Source organism: Pseudomonas sp. 210_17 TE3656 (assembly GCF_054821965.1).
Genome location: NZ_JBTRBC010000001.1, coordinates 4,613,508 through 4,638,031, shown reverse-complemented (window position 1 = coordinate 4,638,031; position 24,524 = coordinate 4,613,508). Strand labels below are relative to the sequence as shown.

Here is a 24,524-nt window from a genome sequence, read left to right as displayed (position 1 = left end):
CCGGCCTCATCGCCGGCAAAGCCGGCTCCCACAGGGTTCGCTACCTACCCTCGGGCGTACACCACCGCTTGCGCCACCTGCTCGGCCGTCGGCCGCACGCCGGTATACAACACAAACTGCTCCAGCGCCTGCAGGGCAATCACCTCCAGCCCGGTAATCACCGTTTTGCCGTGCCGCTCGGCTTCGATGATCAGCGGCGTACGCGCCGGCATCGCCACCACATCGAACACCACCTGCGCCGCCGCAATCGCTTCGCGGCTGAACGCCAACTGCTCGGCCTCTACCCCGCCAGCCATGCCGATCGGCGTGACGTTGACCAGCATCGGCGGACACAGATCGCCCAGCTCAGCCTGCCAGCGATAGCCGCAACTGTCGGCCAGTTGCCGGCCCGCCTGTTCATTGCGGGCAACGATGATGCCCTGCTTGAACCCGGCATCGCGCAAGGCGCTGGCCACCGCCTTGGCCATACCGCCGCTGCCGCGCAGGGCAAAAGCCGTATCCGGATCCAGGCGATGCTGCTCCAGCAACTGACGCACAGCCAGATAGTCGGTGTTGTAGGCCTTGAGCCGACCGCCGTCATTGACGATGGTGTTGATTGACTCGATGGCCGCCGCCGACGGGTCGATCTCGTCGACCAGCGCCATGCAGGCTTCCTTGTACGGCATCGACACACCGCAACCGCGAATGCCCAGGGCGCGAATACCACCCACGGCGGCCGGCAAATCCTGGGTGGTCATGGCCTTGTAGTAAAAATCCAGGCCCAACTGCTGGTACAAGTGGTTGTGAAAGCGCACGCCAAAGGTGCCAGGACGACCCGCCAGGGAGATGCACAGGACGGTGTCTTTACCGGGAACTTGGGCCATTTGACTCTCCTTTTACAATCGACTGGGCATTATGCATCTTCACCTCGCTTGCCGGCGATTGGGCGTTGGTAACCACTTCGCCGCCCCCTTAGCCTGTGCGTTGCAACGGCCCGCCGCCCTGTCAAGGCCGGGTCGATGACAGTGATGAGCACTATCGAAGCGGTTGATTTCAACCGACCTGTCGCGCCACGTAAGGTAGGACCACGACCACGAATCACAGGAGAGTCGCCATGGCCTCTGTCAACATCATGTCGGTCATCGGCAGCGCCGTCCCTGCCTCACTCAGGGAGTCAGGCCTGTTGGCCTGCTGGTATCTGGTACGCGATGGCGAACCGGTGTCCGGGCCCTTGACCTCACTACTGGCAGCGCAAGCCTTGGCCAGTCACTTGCCCCGCCCTTTGCTGGAGAAAGGGACTGACGAAATGAAATCACGCAAATGATGGGTCGGCTTCGTTATTTTGGTTTGCTCGCATAACCCACTTAGGGGAAAATACCGCAGTAGCATTCGGCCATATTTTCATGTGCGTAAAATTCAAGCAAAGCTGAAAGGGGTATGTAGTGAGGTATTTTTTTCTGGGCTGGATCGCTCAGTATGAGCGGACGATGATTGCAAACCTGTCGTTGCGCTATAACACAGAAATCATTACCACCCCGAAAAAAATAAAACGACTGAATCGCTACATTTCAGGCATAAACAAGCTGCTGCACACAAATGTCATCAGCGATGACTGGCTGGCGAGAAAATTATGGCAGCCACACAACGTGACTGACCGCGATATCGTCATCTGCAATGACTGGCAGTTCAAGAGAAGCTTCCAGCCCACCATCATCAAAAACTTCAGTGGCAAAAAAGTACTGCTCGTCAGAAACCTGGTCGACCCGCAGTTCATGCGGAGCATCGAAGGCGTTTTTGACAAGGTCTACAGTTTTGACAAGCAGCAGTGCGAAGCCTTTGGCATGGACTACCTGCACCAGTTTTTCCCATACGGGGTAGACGATGCAGCACGCCTGTACAGCCAGATTGCGGTCCCGGGCAATGCCGCGAAATGCTTTTTCCTCGGCCGCGACAAAGGTCGGACCGCCGCTATCGAATCGATCGCTCAAAAACTTCGCGACGTGAACTGCGTTGTTGACTTCCATATTGTCAAGGACAACGACACCCAGGGTGTTTCCGAATACCATATCGACGAGGGTCTTTCCTATGACGAAAACATTGAAAAGTCGATCAACTCCAGCATTTTGGCCGATATAAACAAAGAGGGGCAAACCGGTATAACGTTGCGGGTGCTCGAGGCGATTTTCTTCAACAAGAAACTGATCACCTCAAACAGCGAAATAAAATCACAAGACTTTTACAGGCCAGAAAACATATTCGTTATCGGCCAGGACAACCTTGACGACCTCGAGAGTTTCATCAACACAGAGACTGTCGCCGTACCGCGCGAAATCCTGCATCAATACAGCCCCGACTACATGCTGGAAAAAATCACTGCCGATGTAAACGGCGCATCACCTGCACACACCTGAACGCAAACGTACTGAACACGCCCGAATAGCGCTGATGTTGCAGCCTGCCCTTGCAGCCCTGCCCGCCAGCGCAGCTACGTAGTGCCATCTTCGCTGCCACCTGCAGCAGGTTCGCTGTTTTGCGCCTGCTCGGTGGGGTCCGAACCCATGTAATAGTTCTTCAGCACGACCTGGCTCGTTCCGTAGGCCAGGTACCCGCTGGTGGCAGATGCCGCGGTGATGGCCAACCCGAAGGCCAGCAAAAGTGTTCTGTTGCGCATCCGGCTCTCCTGCCAATCGAAAAAAAGCACGGACCCTACCTCAACACACCGCTCGGCAGCAACTGCGCGATTGCAAAATTCACTCCAGGCAATCTCTTGCCTCCCGGCGCAGTTTATCTCCCGACAGAAAGCTTCCTTTGTAGAACGTCGCCCGACTGCCGTCCTGATATTCGACGACTTCCAGGACCTCGTCAGATGCCACTGCACTGGGCGCCGTAATCCGATAGCCGTTGACGATTGATTTCTGCGAAGCAAGCGGCGCCAGCGCTTGCCACTTCGGCAGCACGCAAGCAGCGTACTCTTCAGGGGTTTTTTTCGTTGTTTTACTGGCCGTAGGCTTTCCTGGGGATGCACAGCCAGCAATGTTCGCTACCAGCAACAAACAAACCAGAATACGAAAAGTAGGCATGGGGAGTTAACCGATCTGGGGTGAGCCGAGTGCCCCCTCATCAAAGGCAGCCTTTTCTTTATAGCAAACCGCGAACAGTCGGCATGGATGAAGGTGAAACAACGGAGCCACAATGGGTACAGGATTAAATTTCGTTCATCTTTAGCCCAATGTTTACGGGCTAATCGACAGACTCTAGGCCATACTCCAGAATGCGAGCGTTTTTGGGGGAAAACCCTTGCACAGCCAACGACATACCAACTTTTAGTGAGCCTCGACGTGAAAACCTCCCTTTCGATTCTAAGCCTGCTGCTGTTGCTCACCAGTACCGCGACTGTCCCCACCGCCACTGCTGCGCAACCCCCTGCCCAGGTACAACGCGATCCTGCCAAGTTGCACCTGGCTTCTGGCGCCGCTCTGCTGATCGATCTGCAGACCAATAAGGTGCTTTACGCCAACAATGCCGACCGGGTGGTGCCTATTGCCTCGGTGACCAAGCTGATGACCGGCATGGTGGTGCTCGACGCCAAGCAGAACATGGACGAGATGCTGACCATGACCATCGCCCAGAACAAGGAAATGAAAGGGGTGTATTCGCGGGTGCGCCTCGGTAGCCAGCTCAGCCGCCGGGAAACGCTGCTGATTACCCTGATGTCATCGGAAAACCGCGCCGCCTCGACCCTGGCGCATAACTATCCCGGTGGCTACAACGCGTTCATCAAGGCGATGAACGCCAAGGCCAGGGCCCTGGGCATGAGTAACACCCGCTATGTCGAACCCACCGGTCTGTCGACCAGCAACGTGTCCACCGCGCGCGACCTGGGCAAGCTGCTGCTGGCGGCACGCAACTACCCGCTGCTGAAGCAGTTGAGCGTCACTCCCGAGAAGACCGTGGCGTTTCGCAAACCCAACTACACCCTGGGCTTTCGTAACACCGACCATCTGGTCAAGAAGAGCAATTGGAATATCGACCTGACCAAGACCGGCTTCACCAACGATGCCGGGCACTGCCTGGTGCTGTTGACCAGGATGGACAACCGTCCGGTGGCCATGGTGATTCTCGATGCCTTCGGCAAGTACACCCACTTCGCCGACGCCAACCGCATGCGTCAGTGGCTGGAAACCGGCAGCACCAAACCGGCACCAGCGGTGGCCATGCGCTATAAATCCGAGCGCGGCCAGAACCGCCCTGCGGTCGACTGAGCTGACGGGCCTGCGCGCCATCGGCGCCAGGCCCGTTGCCCATCAAGCGCTGGTGCTGACCATGCTGCCGGAGCTGCTGCCACCGCTGTCCAGTAGGGCTTTGAGCAACTGCGCGGTGGCCGTCTGGATCGCGCCCATGGTGGTACTCACCGATGACTGCGCGGCGGCAACCGCCGAGGCTTTGGCGGTCTCTTCCATGTTGCTGGCCATGATTGCCTGCAGTTGTTTCTGCTGTTCGGCCAACTGCTTTTGCAGCTCTTTGATCATTTCACGCAACTGGCGGATGTGCGCCGGTTCGCTACTTTCGCTGCTTTGGCTGGATTCGGTCTTGTTGCTTTCCGCGACACCGGAAAGGTTGACCTTGAGCGTGCCTTCTTCAGTTTTCGCCGCCGGGTCCTGAGCGCCAAGATTGACGCTGACAACACCTGGGGTCCCGCTGCTCAGCGGGTTGCCATTGATCGATACGGCATTGATGCCAACCATGCTTTTATCATCCTGATGGTCTATGGGTTGACTCTGCTATCGGCTATCGGCCACAAAACTTGAGCCATCTGTCCGCGCATACATTTGGTTCTTCACGGAACCTTGGGGACTATTGATCCTGGGTTGGGTTGTTGAGGCTGGGAGCTTACCCATTTGGTGTGGCGACGCTGCCGGCCCCTTCCGCCCTTACGGCGGCCTACTTTTTTCTTGGAAAAAGTAGGCAAAACCGCTCGCTCCTGCATCCGGCCCTACGCTGCGCTGCGGGTCCCTTCGCTACGGCACCTTCCGCTCAGCTTCCTGAAGTCGCAATCCGCGGCGCCTGAACTTGCGTGTATGAAGATCAAGATCAACACGTTGAAGCGGGATTTTCCCGCGATGCGATGTAACTGGCGGGTCGATATCGCGGGGCAAGCCCGCTCCCACCGGGAGATCAATTAACCCGGTGGGAGCGGGCTTGCCCCGCGATGACATCCTGGCTCCGCCAGAATCAGATTTCGAAGATACGTCAGCACAGGCGCCACCCGTAACTTTGCGACTTCAGAAGGCCGAGTGGAGGTGTCTGGAGGGGGCTGGTGCGCAGCACCCTTCGGCCTTAGCCGAAGTTCGCGAGCCGTAGACTTGGCGAAGCAAGTCGTAGGCCGCGATGCCCCTGGAGGGCACCGGAGCGAGGGGACCCGGAGCGCAGCGTAGGGCCGGATGTAGGAGCCAGCGGTTTTGCCTACTTTTTCCAAGAAAAAAGTAGGCCGCCGTAAAGGCGGAAGGCGCCGGCAGCATCGCCACACAAAATGGATAAGCCCGCAGCCTCAACATCCCAACCCCAGCCCAGTCCCAAGACCATGCTCCCCGGGACTCTGTGAAGAACCATAAATTTACCCCTGCACCGTTCGTCCCTCCTGATACCCGAGCTTTGCCCCTGGCCCACCCGTGCGCCGGGCAAACCGTTCCGATCAGCCCAGCGTCGAGATGGCAATGACCAAGACCAAGCCCCGTTCCCGCAAAGCCCTGTATATCGGCCTGCCCCTTGCCTTGGTGGTCGCCGCAGGCGCCGCCGTTGCCGGTTACCTGTACTTCCAGAGTAACGCCGGCTACCCGCGCAAAATCGTCGAGCAGGCCAATGCCCTGCATGAGCACATGCTGTCGTTCGACAGCCACATCACCGTGCCACTGGCCTTCGGCGGTGAAGGCACCGAGTTCGATAAGAACGGTCGCTATCAGTTCGACCTGATCAAGGCTGGCCAGGGTCGTCTGTCTGGTGCAGCGCTGACCATCTTCGGCTGGCCAGAGCTGTGGAACGGCCCCAATGCCCCCCATCGCCCGACGCCAGGCTTTGTCGATGAGGCCCGGCACCAGCAGGAAGTGCGCTACAAGATCATCAGTAACATGGTCCGCGACTTCCCCAACCAGGTCGGTATCGCCTACACCCCGGAAGACTTCCGGCGCCTGAATGGCGAAGGCAAATTCGCTATTTTCATCAGCATGCTCAACGCCTACCCGCTGGGTCGTGACCTGTCTCAACTGGATCTGTGGGCCGCCCGCGGCATGCGCATGTTCGGCTTCAGCTATGTGGCCAACAACGACTGGGCCGACTCTTCGCGCCCTCTGCCGTTCTTCAACGACACCCCTGATGCCCTCGGCGGCCTTTCGCCCTTGGGCGAGCAAGCGGTCAAGCGTTTGAACGACCTGGGGATCATCATCGATGTCTCGCAGATGTCGACCCTGGCCCTTGAAGACGTCGCACGCCTGAGCCGCACACCGCTGGTGGCGTCGCACTCGGCGCCCCGGGCGCTGGTGGATATTCCACGCAACCTCAGCGACAAGGAAATGCAACTGATCAAGGACAGCGGTGGCGTGCTCCAGGTAGTCGCCTTCGGCACCTACCTCAAGCCCCTGAGCAAGCCGAGCCTGGAAAAACTCGAAGCCCTGCGCGCGCGCTTTGACCTGCAACCCTTGCAAGGCCTGGCCAATGCCCTGATGCCGGGCGACGCAGTGATCGCCATCTGGCCTGAGAAGCGCTTCGGCGAATATGCCGGCAGTCTCTACGACATCGTCGACCTGGAGCCCAAGGCCACGCTCAAGGACTACGGCGACGCCATCGACTATGCCGTGAAGAAGATGGGCATCGACCACGTCGGCATCAGTTCGGACTTCAACGACGGCGGTGGCCTCGATGGCTGGAAGGATGTCAGCGAGATTCGTAATGTCACCGCCGAGCTGCTCAGCCGAGGTTACTCGGAAGCCGATATTGCCAAGCTCTGGGGCGGTAACTTCCTGCGGGTCTGGGCGCAGGTGCAAAAAGCCGCCCAACCAGTCGCCAGCCTCTCCACTCCTTGATCCAGGCAACTCCGACATGACTGACCGTCGTACCTTCCTCAAACAGGCCGGCCTGCTCGCCGCCAGCCTGCCACTGTTCTCCCAGGCACTGGCGGCGACACCGTCTCTGGCATCACTGTCCGGCAAGGAAAAATGGCAGCAGCTACGCCAACTGTTCCCCCTCGACCCTGACTACGCGCATTTCGCCAACTTCCTGGTCACCGCCCACCCGCGCCCGGTGCAGGAGGCCATCGACTACTACCGCGCGCAGATCGACCGCAACCCGGCACACTGGGTCGACTGGGAAACCCAGATCGAATGGCAGCGCGAGGGCGAGGTGCGCGAGTGGGCCGCCCGCTACCTGGCGGTCAGGCCCCGGCAAATCGCCCTGACTGGCAGCACCACCGAAGGCCTGGGGATGATCTACGGTCGGCTCAAGATTGCCCCTGGACAGGAAATCCTCACCACCGAGCACGAGCACTATGCCACCCGCAAGACCCTGGAGTTCCGCCAACGCCAGGACGGCACCCGGGTCCGTAAGCTGCGTCTGTTCCAGCACCCGCGGGAGGTGTCCAGCGATCAGGTGCTGAGCACTATCGACAAAGCCATCAACGCCAACACGCGGGTGCTGGGCATGACCTGGGTGCATTCGGGCAGCGGGGTCAAACTGCCGATCGGGCAGATCGGCGAACTGGTGCGCGCGCACAACCGCAACCGCGACGAAGACCGGCGCATTCTCTATGTCGTCGACGGCGTCCACGGCTTTGGCGTGGAGAACGCCAACTTCGCCGATTTCAACTGCGACTACTTCATCTCCGGCACACACAAATGGATGTTCGGCCCGCGCGGCACCGGCATCATCTGCGCCGCCTCCGAGTCGATGCAGAATCTGGTGCCGACCTTCGCCACCTTCTCCGAAGACAAGGACTTCGCCACCATCATGACCCCGGGCGGCTATCACGCCTTCGAGCACCGCTGGGCGCTGGGCAAGGCCTTCGAACTGCACCTGCAGCTGGGCAAGGCGGAGGTCCAGGCGCGCATTCACCAGCTCAACGACTACCTCAAGCAACGCCTGCTCGAGCACAAGGCCATCGAACTGGTGACACCGTTGAGCGCTGAATACTCGGCCGGTTTCACCTTCCTGCGGGTCAAAGACCAGGATTGCGATGCCCTGGCCAGCTACCTCAACCACAACCGTATCGTCGTCGATGCCGTGGACCGTGACGTTGGTCCGGTGCTGCGCATGGCGCCCGGCCTGCTCAACGACGAAGCGCAAATCGACCGCGCCGTCGCCCTGTTGCGCAAAAAACTTGGCTGAGCACAGCAGTAAATTCTGCCACGGACGGCTCGTTCTATCGGTGTACTTGCGCAGGACCAGGGGGCTCAGCACCAGGCCCCCTCCCGACCATCCAAGGAACCGCCCAGCATGAGCCAGTCCCACCCTTTCGAAAAAATCCACGACCTGATCGGCGTTGGTTTCGGCCCTTCCAACCTGGCCCTGGCCATTGCCCTGGAAGAACTGGCTGAAACCAACGGCCACGCCCTCGATGCCCTGTTCATCGACAAACAGAGCGACTACCGCTGGCATGGCAACACCCTGGCGACCCAGAGCGAGCTGCAGATCTCGTTCCTCAAGGACCTGGTGTCGCTGCGCAACCCCACCAGCCCCTACAGCTTCATCAACTACCTGCACCAGAAACAGCGCCTGGTCGATTTCATCAACCTGGGCACCTTCTATCCCTGCCGCCTGGAATACAACGACTACCTCAAGTGGGCCGCCGATCACTTCGCCAACCAGGCCGTTTATGGCGAGGAAGTGCTGCGCATTGAGCCGGTGATGGACAACGGCCAGGTCGATCACTTGCGCCTGATCAGCCGTGACGCCAACGGCCATGAACACAGCCGCGGGGCCCGTTCGGTGGTGATCGGCAGCGGCGGTACGCCGAAAATCCCGGAGGTCTTCAAGGCACTGCGCGACGATCCACGGGTATTCCACCATTCACGCTACCTGAGCAGCCTCGAGCAACTGCCTTGCGCCCAGGGCAAGCCCATGCGCATCGCCATCATCGGCTCCGGCCAGAGCGCGGCAGAAGCCTTCATCGACCTCAATGACAGCTACCCGTCGGTGAAGGTCGAGATGATCCTGCGTGGCTCGGCGCTCAAGCCTGCCGACGACAGCCCGTTCGTCAACGAAGTGTTCGCCCCCGACTACACGGACCTGGTGTTCAACCAGCCGACAAACGAGCGCGCCAAGTTGATCGAGGAGTACCACAACACCAACTACTCGGTAGTCGACATCGACCTGATCGAGCGTATCTACGGCATTCTTTACCGGCAGAAAGTCGCCCACCAGTTCCGTCATGCCGTGCTCTGCCGCCGCCAGGTGGAAGCGGTGGTCAGCAACGCTGACGGTATCGAGCTGACCCTGCGTGATCTTGCCACCCAGCAGATGCAAACCCATCGCTACGATGCCGTGATCCTGGCCACCGGCTATGAACGTCGTTCGCACCAGACCCTGTTGGCGCCTTTGGCCGAACACCTGCAAGCGTTCGCGGTCAATCGCGATTACCAATGCCTGACCAACCACGGCTTCAAGGCTGCGGTGTACCTGCAGGGGTTCTGTGAAGCCAGCCACGGCTTGAGCGATACCCTGCTCTCGGTACTGCCGATCCGCGCCCGGGAAATCGGCGAATCGCTGTACCAGACCCTGGGTAAAACCGCCACGCGCCCCTTGAACAATGCCCATACCGTCAAGGCAATCGCATGAACCACAACGCTCGCGGCGCGACCCGTGAACTCTTGCACCTGCTCAAACCGTTCTGGCCCATCGTGCTGCTGTCGATTGCTCTGGGCATAGTCGGTGGCGCCAGCGTCACCACGCTACTATCCAGCATCAACACAGCCTTGCATGCGCCCGAAGGTGTCGCCAGCGGCATGCTCTGGGCCTTTGCCGGGCTGTGTGTGCTGTCGCTGCTCAGCACCGGATTTTCGGACATGGCCAGCAACTTCGTCGGCCAGAAAATCATCCTCAAGCTGCGCAAGGAGCTGGGGGAAAAGGTGCTGTGCGCGCCTATCGACCAGATCGAGCGCTACAAGAGTCATCGCCTGATCCCGGTGCTCACCCACGACATCAACACCATCAGCGACTTCTCTTTCGCCTTCGCCCCGCTGACCATCTCCATGACCGTCACCCTGGGCTGCCTGGGCTACCTGGCGACGCTCTCGTGGCCGTTGTTCCTGTTGATGGTCGGCGGCCTGGCGATTGGCCTGGGCGCGCAGCTGGTCGCTCGCCGCCGGGGCATCCAGGGTTTCGACAAGGCCCGCGAAGCGCAAGACGAACTGCAAAAGCACTACCACGCCATCGCCGAAGGCGCCAAGGAACTGCGCATCCACCGCCCGCGGCGCAATCGCCTGTTCACCCAGCGCATTCTGCAAACCGCCGACGACATCTGCAGCACGCAGGTTCGTGCGGTGAACACCTTCATTGTCGCCAAAACCTTTGGCTCGACCCTGTTCTTCGTGGTCATTGGCCTGGCGCTACTGATTCAGAGCCTGTGGCCGGGCATGGATAAAGCCGCCATGAGCGGGTTCGTGCTGGTACTGCTGTACATGAAGGGGCCGCTGGATTATCTGGTCAGCGTGCTGCCGATTGTCAGCCGGGCGCAGATCGCGTTTCGCCGCATCGCCGAGCTTTCCAGGCAGTTCTCCTCACCCGAGCCGCACCTGCTGCTCAACGACAAGGCCAGCACGACCGAGCCCTTCACCAGCCTTGAACTGCGCAACGCCGGCTACACCTTCCCTGCCGTTGCCGGCGCCGCCCCCTTCAGCCTGGGGCCGGTGAACCTCAAGGTGCAGCGTGGCGACATCGTGTTCATCGTCGGTGAAAACGGCGGTGGCAAGACCACCCTGATCAAGCTGCTGCTCGGCCTCTATGCCCCGCAACACGGCGAGCTGCGGCTCAACGGCAAGGTGGTGAGCCCCGAAACACGCGACGATTATCGCCAGTCGTTCACCACCATCTTCGCCGACTACTTCCTGTTCGATGACCTGGTGCAAGGCGACGAGAACATTCCCGAGGAAGCCAACCAGTACCTGCAACGCCTGCAGATCGCTCACAAGGTCAGTATCGACAACGGCCGTTTCACCACCACCGACCTCTCCACCGGCCAGCGCAAGCGCCTGGCGCTGGTCAGTGCGTGGCTTGAGCAACGCCCGGTACTGGTGTTCGACGAATGGGCCGCCGACCAGGACCCGACGTTCCGGCACATTTTCTACAACGAGCTGCTGCCGGACCTCAAACGCCTGGGCAAGACCATCATTGTCATCTCCCACGACGACCGCTATTTCCACGTAGCCGACCAGTTGGTGCGAATGAAAGCCGGCTGCGTCGCCGCCGAGCCTGAACCCGCCTGAAAGGAATCCTTACGATGAATCATCCGCTGTTTGCCGCCGTGGCGCTGGGCCTGTTCAGCCTCAGTGCCCACGGCGCCGCCCCTACCACGCCGGGTACCGTGTTCCAGGACTGCAAGGACTGCCCGCAGATGGTCGTCGTGCCTGCCGGCCAGTTTGTCATGGGCGCCCCGGAAGATGAGCTGGGCCGCGAGGCCGATGAAGGCCCCCAGCATCCGGTGACCTTCGCCCGTCCGTTTGCAGTGGGCCGCTACGCCGTCACCGCCGGGCAATGGAGTGCCTACAGCAAAGCCACCGGCGCCACCCCGCCTGACGGCGACACCCGCCCCGGCCGTGCCTGCAAAGCCGGTAAACCGACCTACACCATGGGCCCGGAACAACCCCAGGTGTGCATCAACTACCAGGACATGCAGGGCTACCTCGGCTGGCTGTCGAAAAAAACCGGCGCCACCTACCGCCTGCTCAGCGAAGCCGAATGGGAATATGCCGCCCGCGCAGGCTCCAGCGGCCCCTTCCCGTTCCCGTTCGACAAGGAAGGCGAATACCAGATCAGCAAACACGCCAACACCTACGGGCCCACCGACGGCTACAGCTACACCGCGCCGTCGGGCAGTTACCCGGCCAACGCCTTCGGCCTCTACGACATGCACGGCAACGTCTACGAGCGGGTGGAGGATTGCTGGCACGAGAACTACCAGGGCGCCCCCGGCGACGGCAGCGCCTGGACCGATCAGGGCTGCGAAACCCGGCAGATCCGCGGCAACGACTGGACCGAGGCGCCGATTTTCACCCGTTCCGGCAACCGCAACACCCGAGCGCCCCATGTGCTCGGCGACTGGTTGGGCTTTCGGGTAGCCCGCGACCTCTGATCCCACCCCGGCGCGAGGCAGACACTTGTCTGCCGGCAAGGCTTGCCCCGCGCCGCCAGCCCGCCTAAATCGATCTCCCGGTGCTTCGTTCCATAAGCAGAACTTTTCCGCGAAGCCCGCTTGAGAATCGACCATGCACACCCTCGATCCCTGCCTCGAAGACGACCTGTTGGCCCTGCTGCTGGCCGAAGACGAATTACCCCTCGATTTCGCCCCTGACACCAACGCTGACCAGGCTGAAGCGTTATCAGGGCCGCAGCCACTGACATTTGCCCAACAGCGCCTGTGGTTCTTGCAGCAAGTGGATCCGGGCAGCAGCGCCTACAACCTGCCGCGTGTCCTGCGCCTGGACGGCCAACTCGATGCACAACGTCTGGAGCGAGCGCTGAACCGGGTGATCGAGCGCCATGCCATCTTGCGCACGCGCTTTACCCAGGACGACAACGAGCCGCAACAAATCATCGAGCCCGATGCGCGCCTCACACTGCAGCACGTTACATTGAGCCATCTGCACGGCGACAGGCTGGAGCGCGAGCTGCAACGACACATCGCCGACCAGGCAAGCACGCCATTCGACCTGCAAGTGGCACCACTGATCCGTGCAGCACTGCTGCAGACCGGAGTCCAACAGCATTACCTGCTGCTGACCCTGCACCATATCGTCTCCGATGCCTGGTCCAATCCACTGCTGGTCGCCGACCTGTCCCAGGCCTATGCACTGCCGGCCGAGCAAAGCCTGCCAGTGCCGGCACAGCAGTACGCCGACTATGCCCGCTGGCAACGCCAGCACTACCCCGACAGCCCGCAGTTCGCTGCCAGTGCCCGCTACTGGCGTGACTACCTGGGCGACGAAATCCAGCCGTTGGCCCTGCCCCTGGACTACCCGCGCCAAGCGGCGCAGCGTCACAGCGCCGGCTATCACCTGGAGCAACTGGACACGCACACCTGCCAGCAATTGCAGGCCCTGTGCCGTGCCCACAAATTGCAACCGATGGTGGTACTGCTGGCAGCCTGGCAACTACTGCTGGGGCGTTACAGCGGGCAGACCGATTTCACCGTGGGCATTCCCAGTGCCACCCGCACCCGTAGCGAAACCCATCAACTGGTGGGTCTGTTTGTCACCAGCCAGGTCTACCGCGCTCAGCTGCCAGCGCAGAGCACCGGCCTGCAGTTGCTCAACCGCCTCAAGGCCGACAGCCTGGCGGCACTGGAGCATGCCGATTACCCCATCGAGTTGATCCTCGAGTCCCTCGAACTGCACCGTAGCAGTCTGGCCAACCCGCTGTTCCAGACCCTGTTCAACTGGCGCGTAAGCACCCCGGGCACAACCGCCCTGAACCTTGGCGAGCTTGCGGTGACGTTCCTTGAAGGCGGCTCGCGGCAGGCCAAGTTCGACCTGTCGCTGGAGGTGGACTATGCGCCCGACGCCATCGCCGTGAGCCTGGAGTACAGCACTGACCTGTTCAGCCCGGCCACCGTCGCTGGCATGGCCCGGCACTGGCTTAACCTGCTGCAGGCGCTGTTGGCGGGTCCCGACAGGCGCCTGGATGAACTGCCGATGCTCAGCCCTGCCGAGCAACAGGCAATCCTGCGCGGCCTCAACCCGAGCGCGCAGCCCTACCCCGGCGAGTTCCGGGTCCAGCGTCTGATCGAGCAACAGGCACGGCTAAGCCCCGATGCCTGTGCGCTGGTCTTCGCCGACCAGAGCCTCACTTACCGCCAGCTCGACCAGCGCGCCAACCAGTTGGCCCACGCCCTGATCCAGCACGGCGTCGGCCCCGAAGTGTTGGTCGGGATTGCCGCCGAACGCTCGCTGGAAATGGTCATCGGTCTGCTCGCCATCCTCAAGGCCGGCGGCGCTTATGTGCCGCTGGACCCGGAATACCCGGGCGAGCGCCTGGCCTATATGTTCGACGACAGTGCCATCGGCCTGTTGCTGACCCAGCAGCAGGTGCAAGACAAGCTGCCTGCTTTTACCGGCCAGACGCTGCTGCTGGACGATGATTTCAGCCGCTGGCCCGATCAGGCCCCGGCGGTCGAGGTCGATAGCGAACACCTGGCCTACGTCATCTACACCTCCGGCTCCACCGGCAAGCCCAAGGGCGCCGGCAACCGTCACCTGGCCCTGCACAACCGCCTGGCCTGGATGCAGCAGGCCTACCAACTAAGCGCGGCCGACACCGTGCTGCAAAAGACCCCGTTCAGCTTTGATGTCTCGGTCTGGGAGTTTTTCTGGCCGCTGATCCAGGGGGCGCGCCTGGTCATCGCCGCGCCGGGCGAGCACCGCGAACCGGATAAACTGATCGCCACCATCGAACGCCACCAGGTCACCACCTTGCACTTCGTGCCATCGATGTTGCAGGTGTTTATTCACGAGCCGGGGGTCGAGCGCTGCACCTCGCTGACGCGCATCATCTGCTCCGGCGAAGCGCTACAGGCCGACGCCCAGTATCACGTCTTCGACAAGTTGCCCGCTACCGGCCTGTACAACCTCTATGGTCCCACCGAGGCGGCCATCGACGTCACCCACTGGACTTGCCGCGACGAAGGCCTGGACAGCGTGCCGATCGGCCACCCGATCGCCAACCTCTACACCCATGTCCTCGACCACAGTTTCGGGCCGGTGCCCATCGGCACCCAGGGCGAACTGTTGCTCGGCGGCTGCGGCCTGGCCCGTGGTTATCACCGCCGTCCGGCGCTGACCGCCGAACGCTTTATACCCGACCCGTTCAGCCCGACGCCGGGTGCGCGTCTGTACCGCACCGGCGACCTGGCCCGCTACCGTACCGATGGTGCTATCGACTACTGCGGACGCCTCGACCATCAAGTGAAAATCCGCGGCCTGCGCATCGAGCTCGGCGAGATCGAGGCGCGCCTGCTCGAACAGCCTGGCCTGCGCGAAGCGGCAGTACTGGCCCAACCCGGCCTGACCGGTTTGCAACTGGTGGCCTATGTGGTCGGCGCTGCCGACTCGCAGGTGAGCGAACTGCAAAGCGCCCTGCGCAGCCAGTTGCCGGACTATATGGTACCGGCGCATATCCTCCTGCTCGATGCACTGCCGTTGAGCCCCAACGGCAAACTGGATCGCCGCGCCCTGCCGCTGCCCGAGGCCGTCCAGCGAGAACACCTGGCACCACGTACCGCGCGCGAACGACAGCTGGTGCAGCTCTGGCAGGACGTGCTGCGCCGCGAGTCGATCGGCATCAGCGACAATTTCTTCGAGCTCGGTGGCGACTCGATCATCTCTATCCAGCTGGTCAGCCGCGCGCGCCGCCTGGGCCTGCACTTGAGCCCCAAGGATGTATTCGAGCACCAGACCATCGAAAGCCTGGCCAAGGTCGTGGTCGAAGACGATCAACGCACGCAGATCGACCAAGGCCCGCTACGGGGTGTCAGCCCACTGCTGCCGTTCCAGCATGCATTCTTCGAACTGGACATTGCGCAACGCAACCTCTGCAATCAGTCGATGTTGCTCAAACCGTCCAGCACGCTCGATACACAGCGCCTGAGCCAGGCGCTGCATCAGTTGCTTATCCATCACGACGCCCTGCGCCTGCGTTTTACCGACGCGAGAGCCTGCCATTGCGACGCACCGGTGCAGGACCTGCTCTGGCACCTGCAGGTCGAAGAGGTTGGCGCAACGCTCCAGCGCGCCCGGCACAGCCTCGACCTGGAGCAGGGTCAGCTGTTGCGGGCAGCGCTCATGGACCTGGCCGACGGCAGCCAGCGCCTGCTGTTGGTGATCCACTCACTGGTGATCGATAGCGTGTCCTGGCGGATTCTGCTGGAAGATTTGCAATCGGCGTACCTTGGCCAACCGCTGGCGGCCAAGACCCATGCCATGGGCCACTGGAGCGAACGCCTGGAGCAATTCGCCCGTAGCCCTGAGGGCAGCGCCGAGCGTGAGTTCTGGCAGCAGCAGTTGCAGGGCCCCCACCCCGACCTGCCCGGTGCCCCTGCGCAAACGCCTTGCACTGAACCGCAAACCGTCCTTGTTCACACCCGGCTGGACCGCAACCAGACGCAACGCTTGCTGCAACAGGCGCCGGCTGCCTACCGCACCCGAACCAACGACCTGCTGTTGACCGCGCTGGCCCGAACCCTGTGCCACTCTCAGCCGCGGGTACTGCTCCAGCTCCAGGAGCCGGGCCGCAATGCCCTTTTCGACGATGTCGACCTGACGCGCAGCCTGGGCGGGTTCACCCAGCGGTTCCCACTGTGCCTGAGCACCGCACCCTCGCTGGCAGACTCGATCAAAGGCATCAAGGAGCAGTTGCGCGGCGTCCCCAACAACGGCCTGGGCTTCGGTGCCCTGCGCTATTTGGGTGATCACGCCAGCCGCGAAGCCCTCGCGTCCCTGCCAACGCCGCGCGTCACTTTCAACTACCTGGGCCATTACCAAGCGCGCTTCAGCGACGCCGCCGACGCGTTATTCGCCCCTTGCGACGAAGCGGCCGGTGCCCGGCATGACAGTTATGGGCCGCTGGGCGACGGTCTGGAAATCACTGCCGAAGTCCGCGCCGGCGCGTTGAGTGTGGTGTGGCGTTTCAGCCAGACCGCCTTCGATACCGCAACGATCCAGGCACTGGCCGACGCCCTGGGCGAGCAGTTGCACGCGTTGATCGAACACTGCTGCACACCCGACCAGGGTGCGATAACGCCCCACGACGTGCCACTGGCGCAGCTGTCCCAGGCCCAGCTTGACCGCCTGATCGACACGCCCCGCCAGCTCGAAGACCTCTATCCGTTGTCGCCAATGCAACAAGGCATGTTGTTCCATGCCCAGCTCAATGCCGACCATGGTGATTACCAGCAGCAGTTGCAGCTAGAGGTTGACGGTCTCGACATCGAGCGGTTCCAGCGTGCCTGGCAAGCCACTCTGGACAGTCATGCGATTCTGCGCAGCAGCTTCCACTGGGGTGATGGCCTGGCGCAACCGCTGCAACGGGTGACCCGACAGCTGAACGCCGATTTCACCTGCCATGCCCAGGGCAGCCTGAGTGCCGAGCAGTTGGCGCGCCAGGAGCGCGAACGCGGCTTCGATCTCAGCCAGGCACCGTTGCTGCGCTGGGCCGCCCTGCAGCAAGACCGCCAGCGCTGGCACCTGGTGTTCACCAGCCACCACATCCTGCTCGACGGCTGGAGCACCTCGCAGCTGTTCGCGCAATTGATGCAGCGTTATCACGGCATCCCGGTGCCCGCGCCCAAGGCGCACTTCAAGGACTACATTGCCTGGCTGCAAGAGCGCGACCACGATGCCGACCGGCTCTTCTGGCAGCAGTACCTGCGCGGCCAGGACGAACCGACCTTGCTCGCTCCGGCCACCGTCAACAGTCACCCGGCAGACCTCGGCCATGGTTACTGCCAGCGTCTGCTCGAGGCTGGGCAAACCCGCGCGCTGGAGCAACTCGCACGCAACGCCAGGGTTACCGTCAATACCCTGGTCCAGGCCGCCTGGGCCTTGCTGCTGCAGCAATACAGCGCACAGGCCAGCGTCGTGTTCGGTATCACGGTCGCCGGCCGGCCAAGCTCGCTGGCCCATGCCGACGAGCAGATGGGCTTGTTCATCAACACCTTGCCGGTGGTCGTCGAGCCGCGCCCCGAGCAACCCCTGGCACAATGGTTGCGCAGCCTGCAGGCAGACAACCTGAGCCTGCGTGAACACGAACACAGCCCGCTGTTCGAAATCCAGCGCCTGTTCGGTGGTCCGCTGTTCGACACCCTGCTGGTGTTCGAAAACTACCCCGTGGACGAAGCCCTGCAACAGCAAGCCGACGATCAGTTGCACATCGGCAACATCAGCACCCATGGTCAAACGCATTATCCGATCAGCGTGGCGGTCACCCTGGGACAGCGTCTGGAGATCAAGCTGCACCATCGCCTCGACCACGTAAGCAGCGCACGTGCCGAACAGATCACCGGACATTTCGTTGCCTGGCTGCAGGCCTTGGGCCAGGCCAGCACGCAACAGCCGGCAGGCGAACTCACCATCACCCGGCCGCAGCCAACCCCGGTGCTAACGCCAGCAGCACCAGCCTGTGTCCATGACCTGTTCGAGCAACAGGCCCGGCGCACGCCCGATGCCATTGCCCTGGTCGATGCGCACGGCCACCTCAGCTATGGCGAACTGCTGCAGCAGGCTGACTACATTGCCCGCTACCTGATCGATCTCGGCCTCACACCGCAAGGCCGCGTCGGCCTGGCCCTGAACCCGTCGTTCACGCGGATTGCCGCGCTGTTGGGCATCCTCAAGGCCGGCGGCAGCTATGTGCCGCTGGACCCGAGCTACCCACGGGAACGCCTGCAGCACATCATCGAAGACAGCGGCCTGAGCCTGCTGCTGAGCGAGTCCGCCGTCCTCGACAAACTACCGCCCTTCCCTGGCCCGACCCTGAATATCGCCTCGATCGATGCACTGACCGCACAAGCCTTGCCAGCGGTCCAGCGCTGCAGCTGGCCGGAGCAACTGGCCTACATCATCTACACCTCCGGCTCCACCGGCCTGCCCAAGGGCGTTGCCGTGCAACAGCAGGCCGTGGCCCGGCACTGCCTCAGTGCCGCCGCGGCCTACGAGCTGAACGCCCGGGATCGTTGCCTGCAGTTCGCCTCGATCAGCTTCGATGCGGCCAGTGAGCAGATCCTCATGCCCCTGCTGTGCGGTGCCAGCCTGCTGATCGGTGACACCCACCGATGGACCAGCCAACAGCTGGCCGATGCCGTCGAGCGCCACGGCGTGACCTGCCTGAACCTGCCGCCCTCGTACTTCTTCGAGACCGCGCGGGTACTGCAGAGCCAGGGTCGCAAGGTGCAGGTCAAGACCTGCATTCTTGGCGGTGAAGGCTGGAGCCGCGAGCATTTCGACAAGCAGCACGGTATCAGCTGCCAACGGCTGATCAATGCCTATGGACCGACCGAAGCGGTGATTACCCCGCTGGCCTGGACTGTTCCGCTGGACGTCCACGGCGCACGCCTGGCCATCGGCAAGCCGCTGGGCGCACGCCAGGCGTACGTCCTGGACAGCATGCTCGGCCAGCTCCCCGAGCACCTGAGCGGCGAGCTGTACCTGGGCGGTGAACTGTTGGCCCTGGGTTACTTCAATCAGCCCGGCCTGACCGCACAACGCTTCCTCCCCGATCCCTTCGGCGCCCCCGGCGCGCGCCTGTACCGCACCGGTGATCTGGCCGAACGCGGTAGCGATGCGGCCTTGTACTACCACGGCCGTAGCGATCAGCAACTGAAGATCCGCGGCCTGCGCATGGAAGCCGGCGAAATCGAAAGCCGTCTGTGCAGCTTGCCTGGCATCCATCAGGCCCTGGTCATGCGCCATCCACAGGCCGACAGCCTGCTGGCCTACGCGAGTTTCACCGACAGCGAATCGTTCATGCACGCTGATCCTGCCGCGCTAAAACGCCGCTTGGCCGAGCAGTTGCCGGCCTATATGGTCCCCAGCGATATCGTCCTGCTTGAACACTGGCCCTTGACCCACAACGGCAAGATCGACCGGCGCCGCCTGCCGTTGCCCGAGCGTGTCCAGGCCGCGACCAACAGCGCGCCGGCCACGGCCGGCGAGCAGCGCATGCAACGCCTCTGGGCCCAGGTACTGGAACTTGAGCCTGAACATGTCGCGGTGGATGCCAACTTCTTCGAGCTCGGCGGCCATTCGCTGAAAGTCCTGGTGGCCGTGTCGGCGATCAAGGCCGAGCTGGGCGTGGAGCTCACGTTGCACGCCTTCATCCAGCAACCGTCGTTGCGTGAGCTGTGTGCCTACCTCGAGGGCCAGGGCAGCCAGCGCAGCGCGATCATCGACCTCAACCGTTCAGCGCAGCCTCGGACGCTGTACTGCCTGCACCCGGGCGGCGGTTCAGCGCTGTGCTATTTCCCGCTGGCGGCAGCACTGGCCGAACACATCCGGGTCAAGGGCCTGATGTTCCATGACTACGTCAATGAGCCGAACAGCCCGCGGCCGAGCTGGCAACAGATGGTCGACGACTACACCCGGCAGATCCTCGCCGACCAACCCGAAGGCGAGTTCCATCTGCTGGGCTGGTCCCTGGGCGCGCCGCTGGCGATGCAGATTGCCCAGAACCTGGAAGACCTGGGTCGGACCGTGGCGTTCGTCGGCCTGCTCGACCCGACCGTCGAGCACAAGGGCCCGGCCGCTATCGAGGCAGTCGCCGAGACGGACAACAGCGACCAGCCGCTGCGGCTGCAAGCGCTGACCGGGTTTTTCTCGCTGTTGTTCGTCAACCATGCACAGACCGCCACGCACTATTGCCAGGCACAGGGCAATCCACTGCTCGACGATACCGTGGTCGAAGACTTCATCCAGTGGTCAACGGGCGTTGCCGACATCAGCGCCGAGCAGGCGCGAGCGGTGTTCCTCAACGTCAGTACCGAACGCGAAGTGGCCCTCGGCAAATCGGTGTATGCCTACCTGGAAAAGCTCAGCGAAGACCTCCACTACCCGCCGTTGCAGGTCGCTGCGCATTGCTGGTGGTCGGCGCTCGACACCCCGGATTTCCAGGCGCGCACCGAGGCCCTGCGACGCTTGAATACGCAGCAGCGGGTGGCCTGCAGCCGCGGGTTCGAGGTCACTCACGCAACGCTGGCGTACTCGCCAGAGGTCATCGACGCAATCTGCCAGGCCTTGGCCTGACCCTTGGTGGGAGCGGGCTTGCCCCGCGATTGCGGGCTGTCAGCCACATCGCATCGCGGGACAAGCCCGCTCCCACCGGGGGTAGCACCAGCGGAAACGACAAGGCCGGCAGCCATTACTGGCTGCCGGCCTTGGGGGATGAAGCTTAGTAAGTACCGCGCAGGGTCAACACAAAGTTGCGCGGGTCGCCGTAGAAGTTGCCGTACATAGAGTTACCGATGGTCGAGTAGTACTTCTTGTCGGCCAGGTTGTTGCCGTTGAGGGCCACGCTCCAGTGTTCGTTCAGGCGATAGTCGGCAAAGGCGTTGTACACCGCGTAACCCGGCTGGGAAAAGTCGATGTTGCCCTCCGATACGTAGCTCGCGCTCTGAGCCGTGACACCGCCACCGACGCGCAGGTTTTCCAGCGCGCCCGGCATGCGGTAGGTCAGGAACGCCTTGCCCAGGTGCTTGGGCGTCAGGCTCAAGGCAGTAGCGGTGGTCGAGCCGCTTTCGGTGGCTACGTTGCGGTTGTGGTTGTAGGTGTAGCCGAAAGTGCCTTCCAGACGCTCGGTAATCTGCCCGCTGGCTTCGAACTCAATACCCTTGCTGGTGACCTCGCCCTCATCCAGAAAGCAGCACGAAGCGCCCTGCCCGGAGACCACATAGTCTTCGTTGAGGTCTTGCACAGCCTCACCATCACGCTTGGTGTAGTACAGCGCGGTGGTGGTGTTCAAACGGCCTTCGAACAGTTCGCCTTTGATGCCCAGCTCGTAGGCACGCCCTTTGACCGGGTCCAGCGACGAAGTGCCGGGACTTGGCCCCTTGAGATAATTGGCCTGGGATTTGTAGATCTCGGCAACGCTGGTATAGGCGGTCCATTCATCGGTCAATTTGTATGTCAACGCGGCAAACGGGGTGAACACGTTGTCGTCGCTGTACACCGTCCTACTGTTGGAGGTCTGTGCACCGGCGGCGTTGAAACGAGTGGCTTCGAAGCTGTAGTAGTAATCGTTGTAGCGACCACCGAGGATCAAGTGCAACGGGTCAGCCAGCTGCAGACGCAGCGAACCGTAGAAACCGTTCTGTTTGATGTAGGTCGGCAACACCTGACTCGGGTAACTATTGCCTTTGAGCGAAGGAAATTTGCTCGGATCGAAGGCAAAAATATCGCCCGCCGAAACGCGCCCTCCGGACGCATAGGCATCAATGTCCTGCTTGGAGTTCTGCCAGGTATACCCCAGCACTGCATCGTGACGGCCGCCAAACAGGTCGAAGCCACCCTTGAGGGAGAAATCTACAGCGCGATCACGATAGGTTTCGTCTTGAAAGGCCCAAACGCCTCTAGATCCCGTATGGGTCACCGGATCGATGGCGCCAATAAAGTTGTAGTAATCGCGGTCCTGCTGGTTCTTGGCGTAGATAGCATCCAGCGTCGCCGTCCAGTCTTCGTTCAGATGCTGTTCAAGCCGTGCATAAAAGTTGTCGCCACGACGGTTCTTGTAGTCGTGCTTGCCGGCCAGAAAGGTGCTGCGCGACAGGTCCAGGTCAGCGCCGTTGCTGTAGCGCGGCAGGCCATAGGCCTGGTCGGACGAGTTCAGGCGGTCGTGGGTGTAGCCAACGGTGAGCAAGGTGCTGTCAGTGAGATCAGCCTCCAGCACGCCATGAAACAGCTGGCGATCGGAGTCGAACTCGTCGATGTAGGAGTTGCGGTCCTGGTAGACGATGACGCTGCGCCCGCGCAGCTTGCCGTCAAAGCCCAGCGGGCCGCTGACGTCGAGTTCGGTACGGTAGTTGTCCCAGCTGCCGATGGACTGGGTCACCGAGAACTGGTTGTAGGCAGTGGGACGCTTGCGCACCAGGTTGACGCTGCCGCCTGGCTCGCCGTTGCCCGAATACAGGCCATCGGCGCCGCGTAGAATTTCGACATGGTCATAGATGGCCATGTCGAGGTCTTTCCAGGCGAAGGCACTGACCCCCACCGGTGCGCCACCGTCAAGACGGAAGTTGGTGATTTCAAAACCCCGCGCCAGGTAGCGGGAGTTGGTCATGCTGCCCTGATAGGCGGTCACCCCGGTGGTCTGGGTGAGCACATCGTTCATGGTGGTCAGATGCTGGTCTTCCATCCGTTGCCGGGTGATGACGCTGACGCTCTGCGGAGTGTCCTTGATCGACTGCGGCATCTTGCCGATCGATACAGAACCTGCGGTGTAGGAGCCGGTGCGCTCTGTGGCCGCCCCCAGGCCGGCGCCGGTGATGCTGGTGGCGCCCAGTTCCAGCGCAGCGTCGTCCGGGGTACCGAGCAGTAGCACGGTGCCGTTGTCGATCTGATAACGCAGGCCGCTGCCACGCAGCAATTGCCCCAGCGCGTCGTTGGACTCCATCTCCCCGCTGACCGCTGCGCCACGCTTGCCTTCCACCAGGCTTGGCTCGTACAGCACTTGCAGGCCTGACTGCTCGCCGAACTCGCGCAAAGCGCCGGCCAGGCTCTGGGCAGGAATGTTGACCGTTACCGGCGCCGCTTCGGCCAGCGAAGCCAAGCCCAATACCCCCAGCAGCACCCAAGGTGCGGACCTGGAACGCTCTACCCCGGCAAAGGGTGAGATCAACGAACGCAGACGACGTACGGCAAGACTCATGACAACCCCAAGTAAACGAGAATGATTCTGTTTATATATGTGTTTTGTATTAGACGCAGGGGTGGGTAAAAACCGGAAAACTTTTTTGCTGATTTATTTGTGTGTGTTTTCAGTGGGTAAAAAATTCTGCACGCAATCTCGAGGCGCGTGATCTTGGGGTTGGGTTGGGTTGGGATGCTGAGGCTGGGAGCTTATCCATTCGGTGCGGCGATGCTGCCGGCCCCTTCCGCCCTTACGGCGGCCTACTTTTTTCTTGGAAAAAGTAGGCAAAACCGCTCGCTCCTGCATCCGGCCCTACGCTGCGCTCCGGGTCCCTTCGCTCCGGTACCTTCCGGGGCCACGCGGCCTACGACTTGCTTCGCCAAGTCTACGGCTCGCGCTCTTCGGCTACGCCGAAGGTGCTACGCACTGGCCCCTACAGGCACCTCCACTCAGCCTCCTGAAGTCGCAGTCCGCGGCGCCTGCACTTGCGTGCATGAAGATCAAGATCAACACGTTGAAGCGGGACTTTCCCGCGATGCGATGTAACTGGCGGGTCGATATCGCGGGGCAAGCCCGCTCCCACCGGGAGATCAATTAACCCGGTGGGAGCGGGCTTGCCCCGCGATGACATCCTGGCTCCGCCAGAGTTTGATTTCGAAGATGCATCAGCACAGGCGCCACCCGTAACTTTGCGACTTCAGGAGGCTGAGCGTAGGTGTCTGGAGGGGGCTGGTGCGCAGCACCCTTCGGCCTTAGCCGAAGTTCGCGAGCCGTAGACTTGGCGAAGCAAGTCGTAGGCCGCGATGCCCCTGGAAGGCACCGTAGCGAAGGGACCCGGAGCGCAGCGTAGGGCCGTATGTAGGAGCCAGCGGTTTTGCCTACTTTTTCCAAGAAAAAAGTAGGCCGCCGTAAGGGCGGAAGGGGCCGGCAGCATCGCCACACCGAATGGATAAGCT

At 61.9% G+C, this 24,524-nt stretch carries 14 protein-coding genes and 1 pseudogene; 10 read left to right on the top strand and 5 right to left on the bottom strand.

The features are described 5' to 3' along the window. Positions 1-44 precede the first annotated feature (44 nt). Positions 45-863: a shikimate 5-dehydrogenase gene (locus ACVI9W_RS21555; RefSeq protein ID WP_461531131.1), complete on the bottom strand. Its 819-nt coding sequence runs from the start codon at positions 861-863 to the stop codon at positions 45-47. Between the two features lie 230 nt (positions 864-1,093). Here ACVI9W_RS21555 and ACVI9W_RS21550 point away from each other — a divergent pair, with 230 nt between their 5' ends. Further along, a complete protein-coding gene (locus ACVI9W_RS21550) occupies positions 1,094-1,303 on the top strand; it encodes a hypothetical protein (RefSeq protein WP_461531130.1) in 210 nt (69 codons plus the stop codon). Positions 1,304-1,466: 163 nt separating this feature from the next. Next, positions 1,467-2,390, top strand: a complete 924-nt coding sequence (locus tag ACVI9W_RS21545; protein WP_461531129.1) for a hypothetical protein — start codon at positions 1,467-1,469, stop codon at positions 2,388-2,390. Positions 2,391-2,464: 74 nt separating this feature from the next. Here the strand turns inward: ACVI9W_RS21545 and ACVI9W_RS21540 are convergent, their stop codons facing one another. Beyond that, positions 2,465-2,650 (bottom strand): hypothetical protein, encoded by a 186-nt coding sequence (locus tag ACVI9W_RS21540; protein ID WP_461531128.1) that lies wholly within the window; start codon positions 2,648-2,650, stop codon positions 2,465-2,467. Positions 2,651-2,729: 79 nt separating this feature from the next. Then, the gene (locus tag ACVI9W_RS21535; RefSeq protein ID WP_461531127.1) at positions 2,730-3,059 is read right to left on the bottom strand and encodes a hypothetical protein; all 330 of its coding nucleotides are present in this window, start codon (positions 3,057-3,059) and stop codon (positions 2,730-2,732) included. 258 nt (positions 3,060-3,317) lie between these two features. Here ACVI9W_RS21535 and pbpG point away from each other — a divergent pair, with 258 nt between their 5' ends. Continuing rightward, positions 3,318-4,241, top strand: a complete 924-nt coding sequence (gene pbpG / locus ACVI9W_RS21530) for a D-alanyl-D-alanine endopeptidase (protein ID WP_461531126.1) — start codon at positions 3,318-3,320, stop codon at positions 4,239-4,241. A gap of 42 nt (positions 4,242-4,283) precedes the next feature. Here the strand turns inward: pbpG and ACVI9W_RS21525 are convergent, their stop codons facing one another. Next, positions 4,284-4,724 (bottom strand): hypothetical protein, encoded by a 441-nt coding sequence (locus ACVI9W_RS21525; protein ID WP_461531125.1) that lies wholly within the window; start codon positions 4,722-4,724, stop codon positions 4,284-4,286. A gap of 969 nt (positions 4,725-5,693) precedes the next feature. On the opposite strand from ACVI9W_RS21525, the gene pvdM reads away from it, so the two are divergent. From pvdM to ACVI9W_RS21490, 7 genes and pseudogenes are all read left to right on the top strand, one after another. Then, entirely contained in the window at positions 5,694-7,055 is a 1,362-nt protein-coding gene (pvdM, locus tag ACVI9W_RS21520; RefSeq protein ID WP_461531124.1) for a pyoverdine-tailoring dipeptidase-like protein PvdM, read from the top strand. Positions 7,056-7,071: 16 nt separating this feature from the next. Next, positions 7,072-8,352, top strand: a complete 1,281-nt coding sequence (gene pvdN, locus ACVI9W_RS21515) for a pyoverdine-tailoring periplasmic protein PvdN (RefSeq protein ID WP_461531123.1) — start codon at positions 7,072-7,074, stop codon at positions 8,350-8,352. A gap of 108 nt (positions 8,353-8,460) precedes the next feature. Continuing rightward, positions 8,461-9,801: a lysine N(6)-hydroxylase/L-ornithine N(5)-oxygenase family protein gene (locus ACVI9W_RS21510; protein WP_461531122.1), complete on the top strand. Its 1,341-nt coding sequence runs from the start codon at positions 8,461-8,463 to the stop codon at positions 9,799-9,801. Next, positions 9,798-11,447 (top strand): cyclic peptide export ABC transporter, encoded by a 1,650-nt coding sequence (locus ACVI9W_RS21505; RefSeq protein ID WP_461531121.1) that lies wholly within the window; start codon positions 9,798-9,800, stop codon positions 11,445-11,447. The genes ACVI9W_RS21510 and ACVI9W_RS21505 overlap by 4 nt, the downstream gene beginning before the upstream one ends. A gap of 14 nt (positions 11,448-11,461) precedes the next feature. Next, entirely contained in the window at positions 11,462-12,313 is an 852-nt protein-coding gene (locus tag ACVI9W_RS21500; RefSeq protein WP_461531120.1) for a formylglycine-generating enzyme family protein, read from the top strand. Positions 12,314-12,446: 133 nt separating this feature from the next. Then, positions 12,447-18,293, top strand: a pseudogene (locus tag ACVI9W_RS21495) (amino acid adenylation domain-containing protein); the annotation flags it as partial. Positions 18,294-18,326: 33 nt separating this feature from the next. Further along, a complete protein-coding gene (locus ACVI9W_RS21490; protein ID WP_461531856.1) occupies positions 18,327-20,969 on the top strand; it encodes an amino acid adenylation domain-containing protein in 2,643 nt (880 codons plus the stop codon). A gap of 145 nt (positions 20,970-21,114) precedes the next feature. Here ACVI9W_RS21490 and ACVI9W_RS21485 read toward each other — a convergent pair whose 3' ends face one another. Further along, positions 21,115-23,586, bottom strand: a complete 2,472-nt coding sequence (locus ACVI9W_RS21485) for a TonB-dependent siderophore receptor (RefSeq protein WP_461531119.1) — start codon at positions 23,584-23,586, stop codon at positions 21,115-21,117. Between the last annotated feature and the right edge of the window lie 938 nt (positions 23,587-24,524).

Excerpts from the sequence above, each read along its gene's own strand:
- ACVI9W_RS21555 (WP_461531131.1), bottom strand. The coding sequence starts at position 863 with ATGGCCCAAGTTCCCGGTAAAGACACCGTCCTGTGCATCTCCCTGGCG.
- ACVI9W_RS21550 (WP_461531130.1), top strand. The coding sequence starts at position 1,094 with ATGGCCTCTGTCAACATCATGTCGGTCATCGGCAGCGCCGTCCCTGCC.
- ACVI9W_RS21545 (WP_461531129.1), top strand. The coding sequence starts at position 1,467 with ATGATTGCAAACCTGTCGTTGCGCTATAACACAGAAATCATTACCACC.
- ACVI9W_RS21540 (WP_461531128.1), bottom strand. The coding sequence starts at position 2,650 with ATGCGCAACAGAACACTTTTGCTGGCCTTCGGGTTGGCCATCACCGCG.
- ACVI9W_RS21535 (WP_461531127.1), bottom strand. The coding sequence starts at position 3,059 with ATGCCTACTTTTCGTATTCTGGTTTGTTTGTTGCTGGTAGCGAACATT.
- ACVI9W_RS21525 (WP_461531125.1), bottom strand. The coding sequence starts at position 4,724 with ATGGTTGGCATCAATGCCGTATCGATCAATGGCAACCCGCTGAGCAGC.
- pvdM (WP_461531124.1), top strand. The coding sequence starts at position 5,694 with ATGACCAAGACCAAGCCCCGTTCCCGCAAAGCCCTGTATATCGGCCTG.
- pvdN (WP_461531123.1), top strand. The coding sequence starts at position 7,072 with ATGACTGACCGTCGTACCTTCCTCAAACAGGCCGGCCTGCTCGCCGCC.
- ACVI9W_RS21510 (WP_461531122.1), top strand. The coding sequence starts at position 8,461 with ATGAGCCAGTCCCACCCTTTCGAAAAAATCCACGACCTGATCGGCGTT.
- ACVI9W_RS21505 (WP_461531121.1), top strand. The coding sequence starts at position 9,798 with ATGAACCACAACGCTCGCGGCGCGACCCGTGAACTCTTGCACCTGCTC.
- ACVI9W_RS21500 (WP_461531120.1), top strand. The coding sequence starts at position 11,462 with ATGAATCATCCGCTGTTTGCCGCCGTGGCGCTGGGCCTGTTCAGCCTC.
- ACVI9W_RS21485 (WP_461531119.1), bottom strand. The coding sequence starts at position 23,586 with ATGAGTCTTGCCGTACGTCGTCTGCGTTCGTTGATCTCACCCTTTGCC.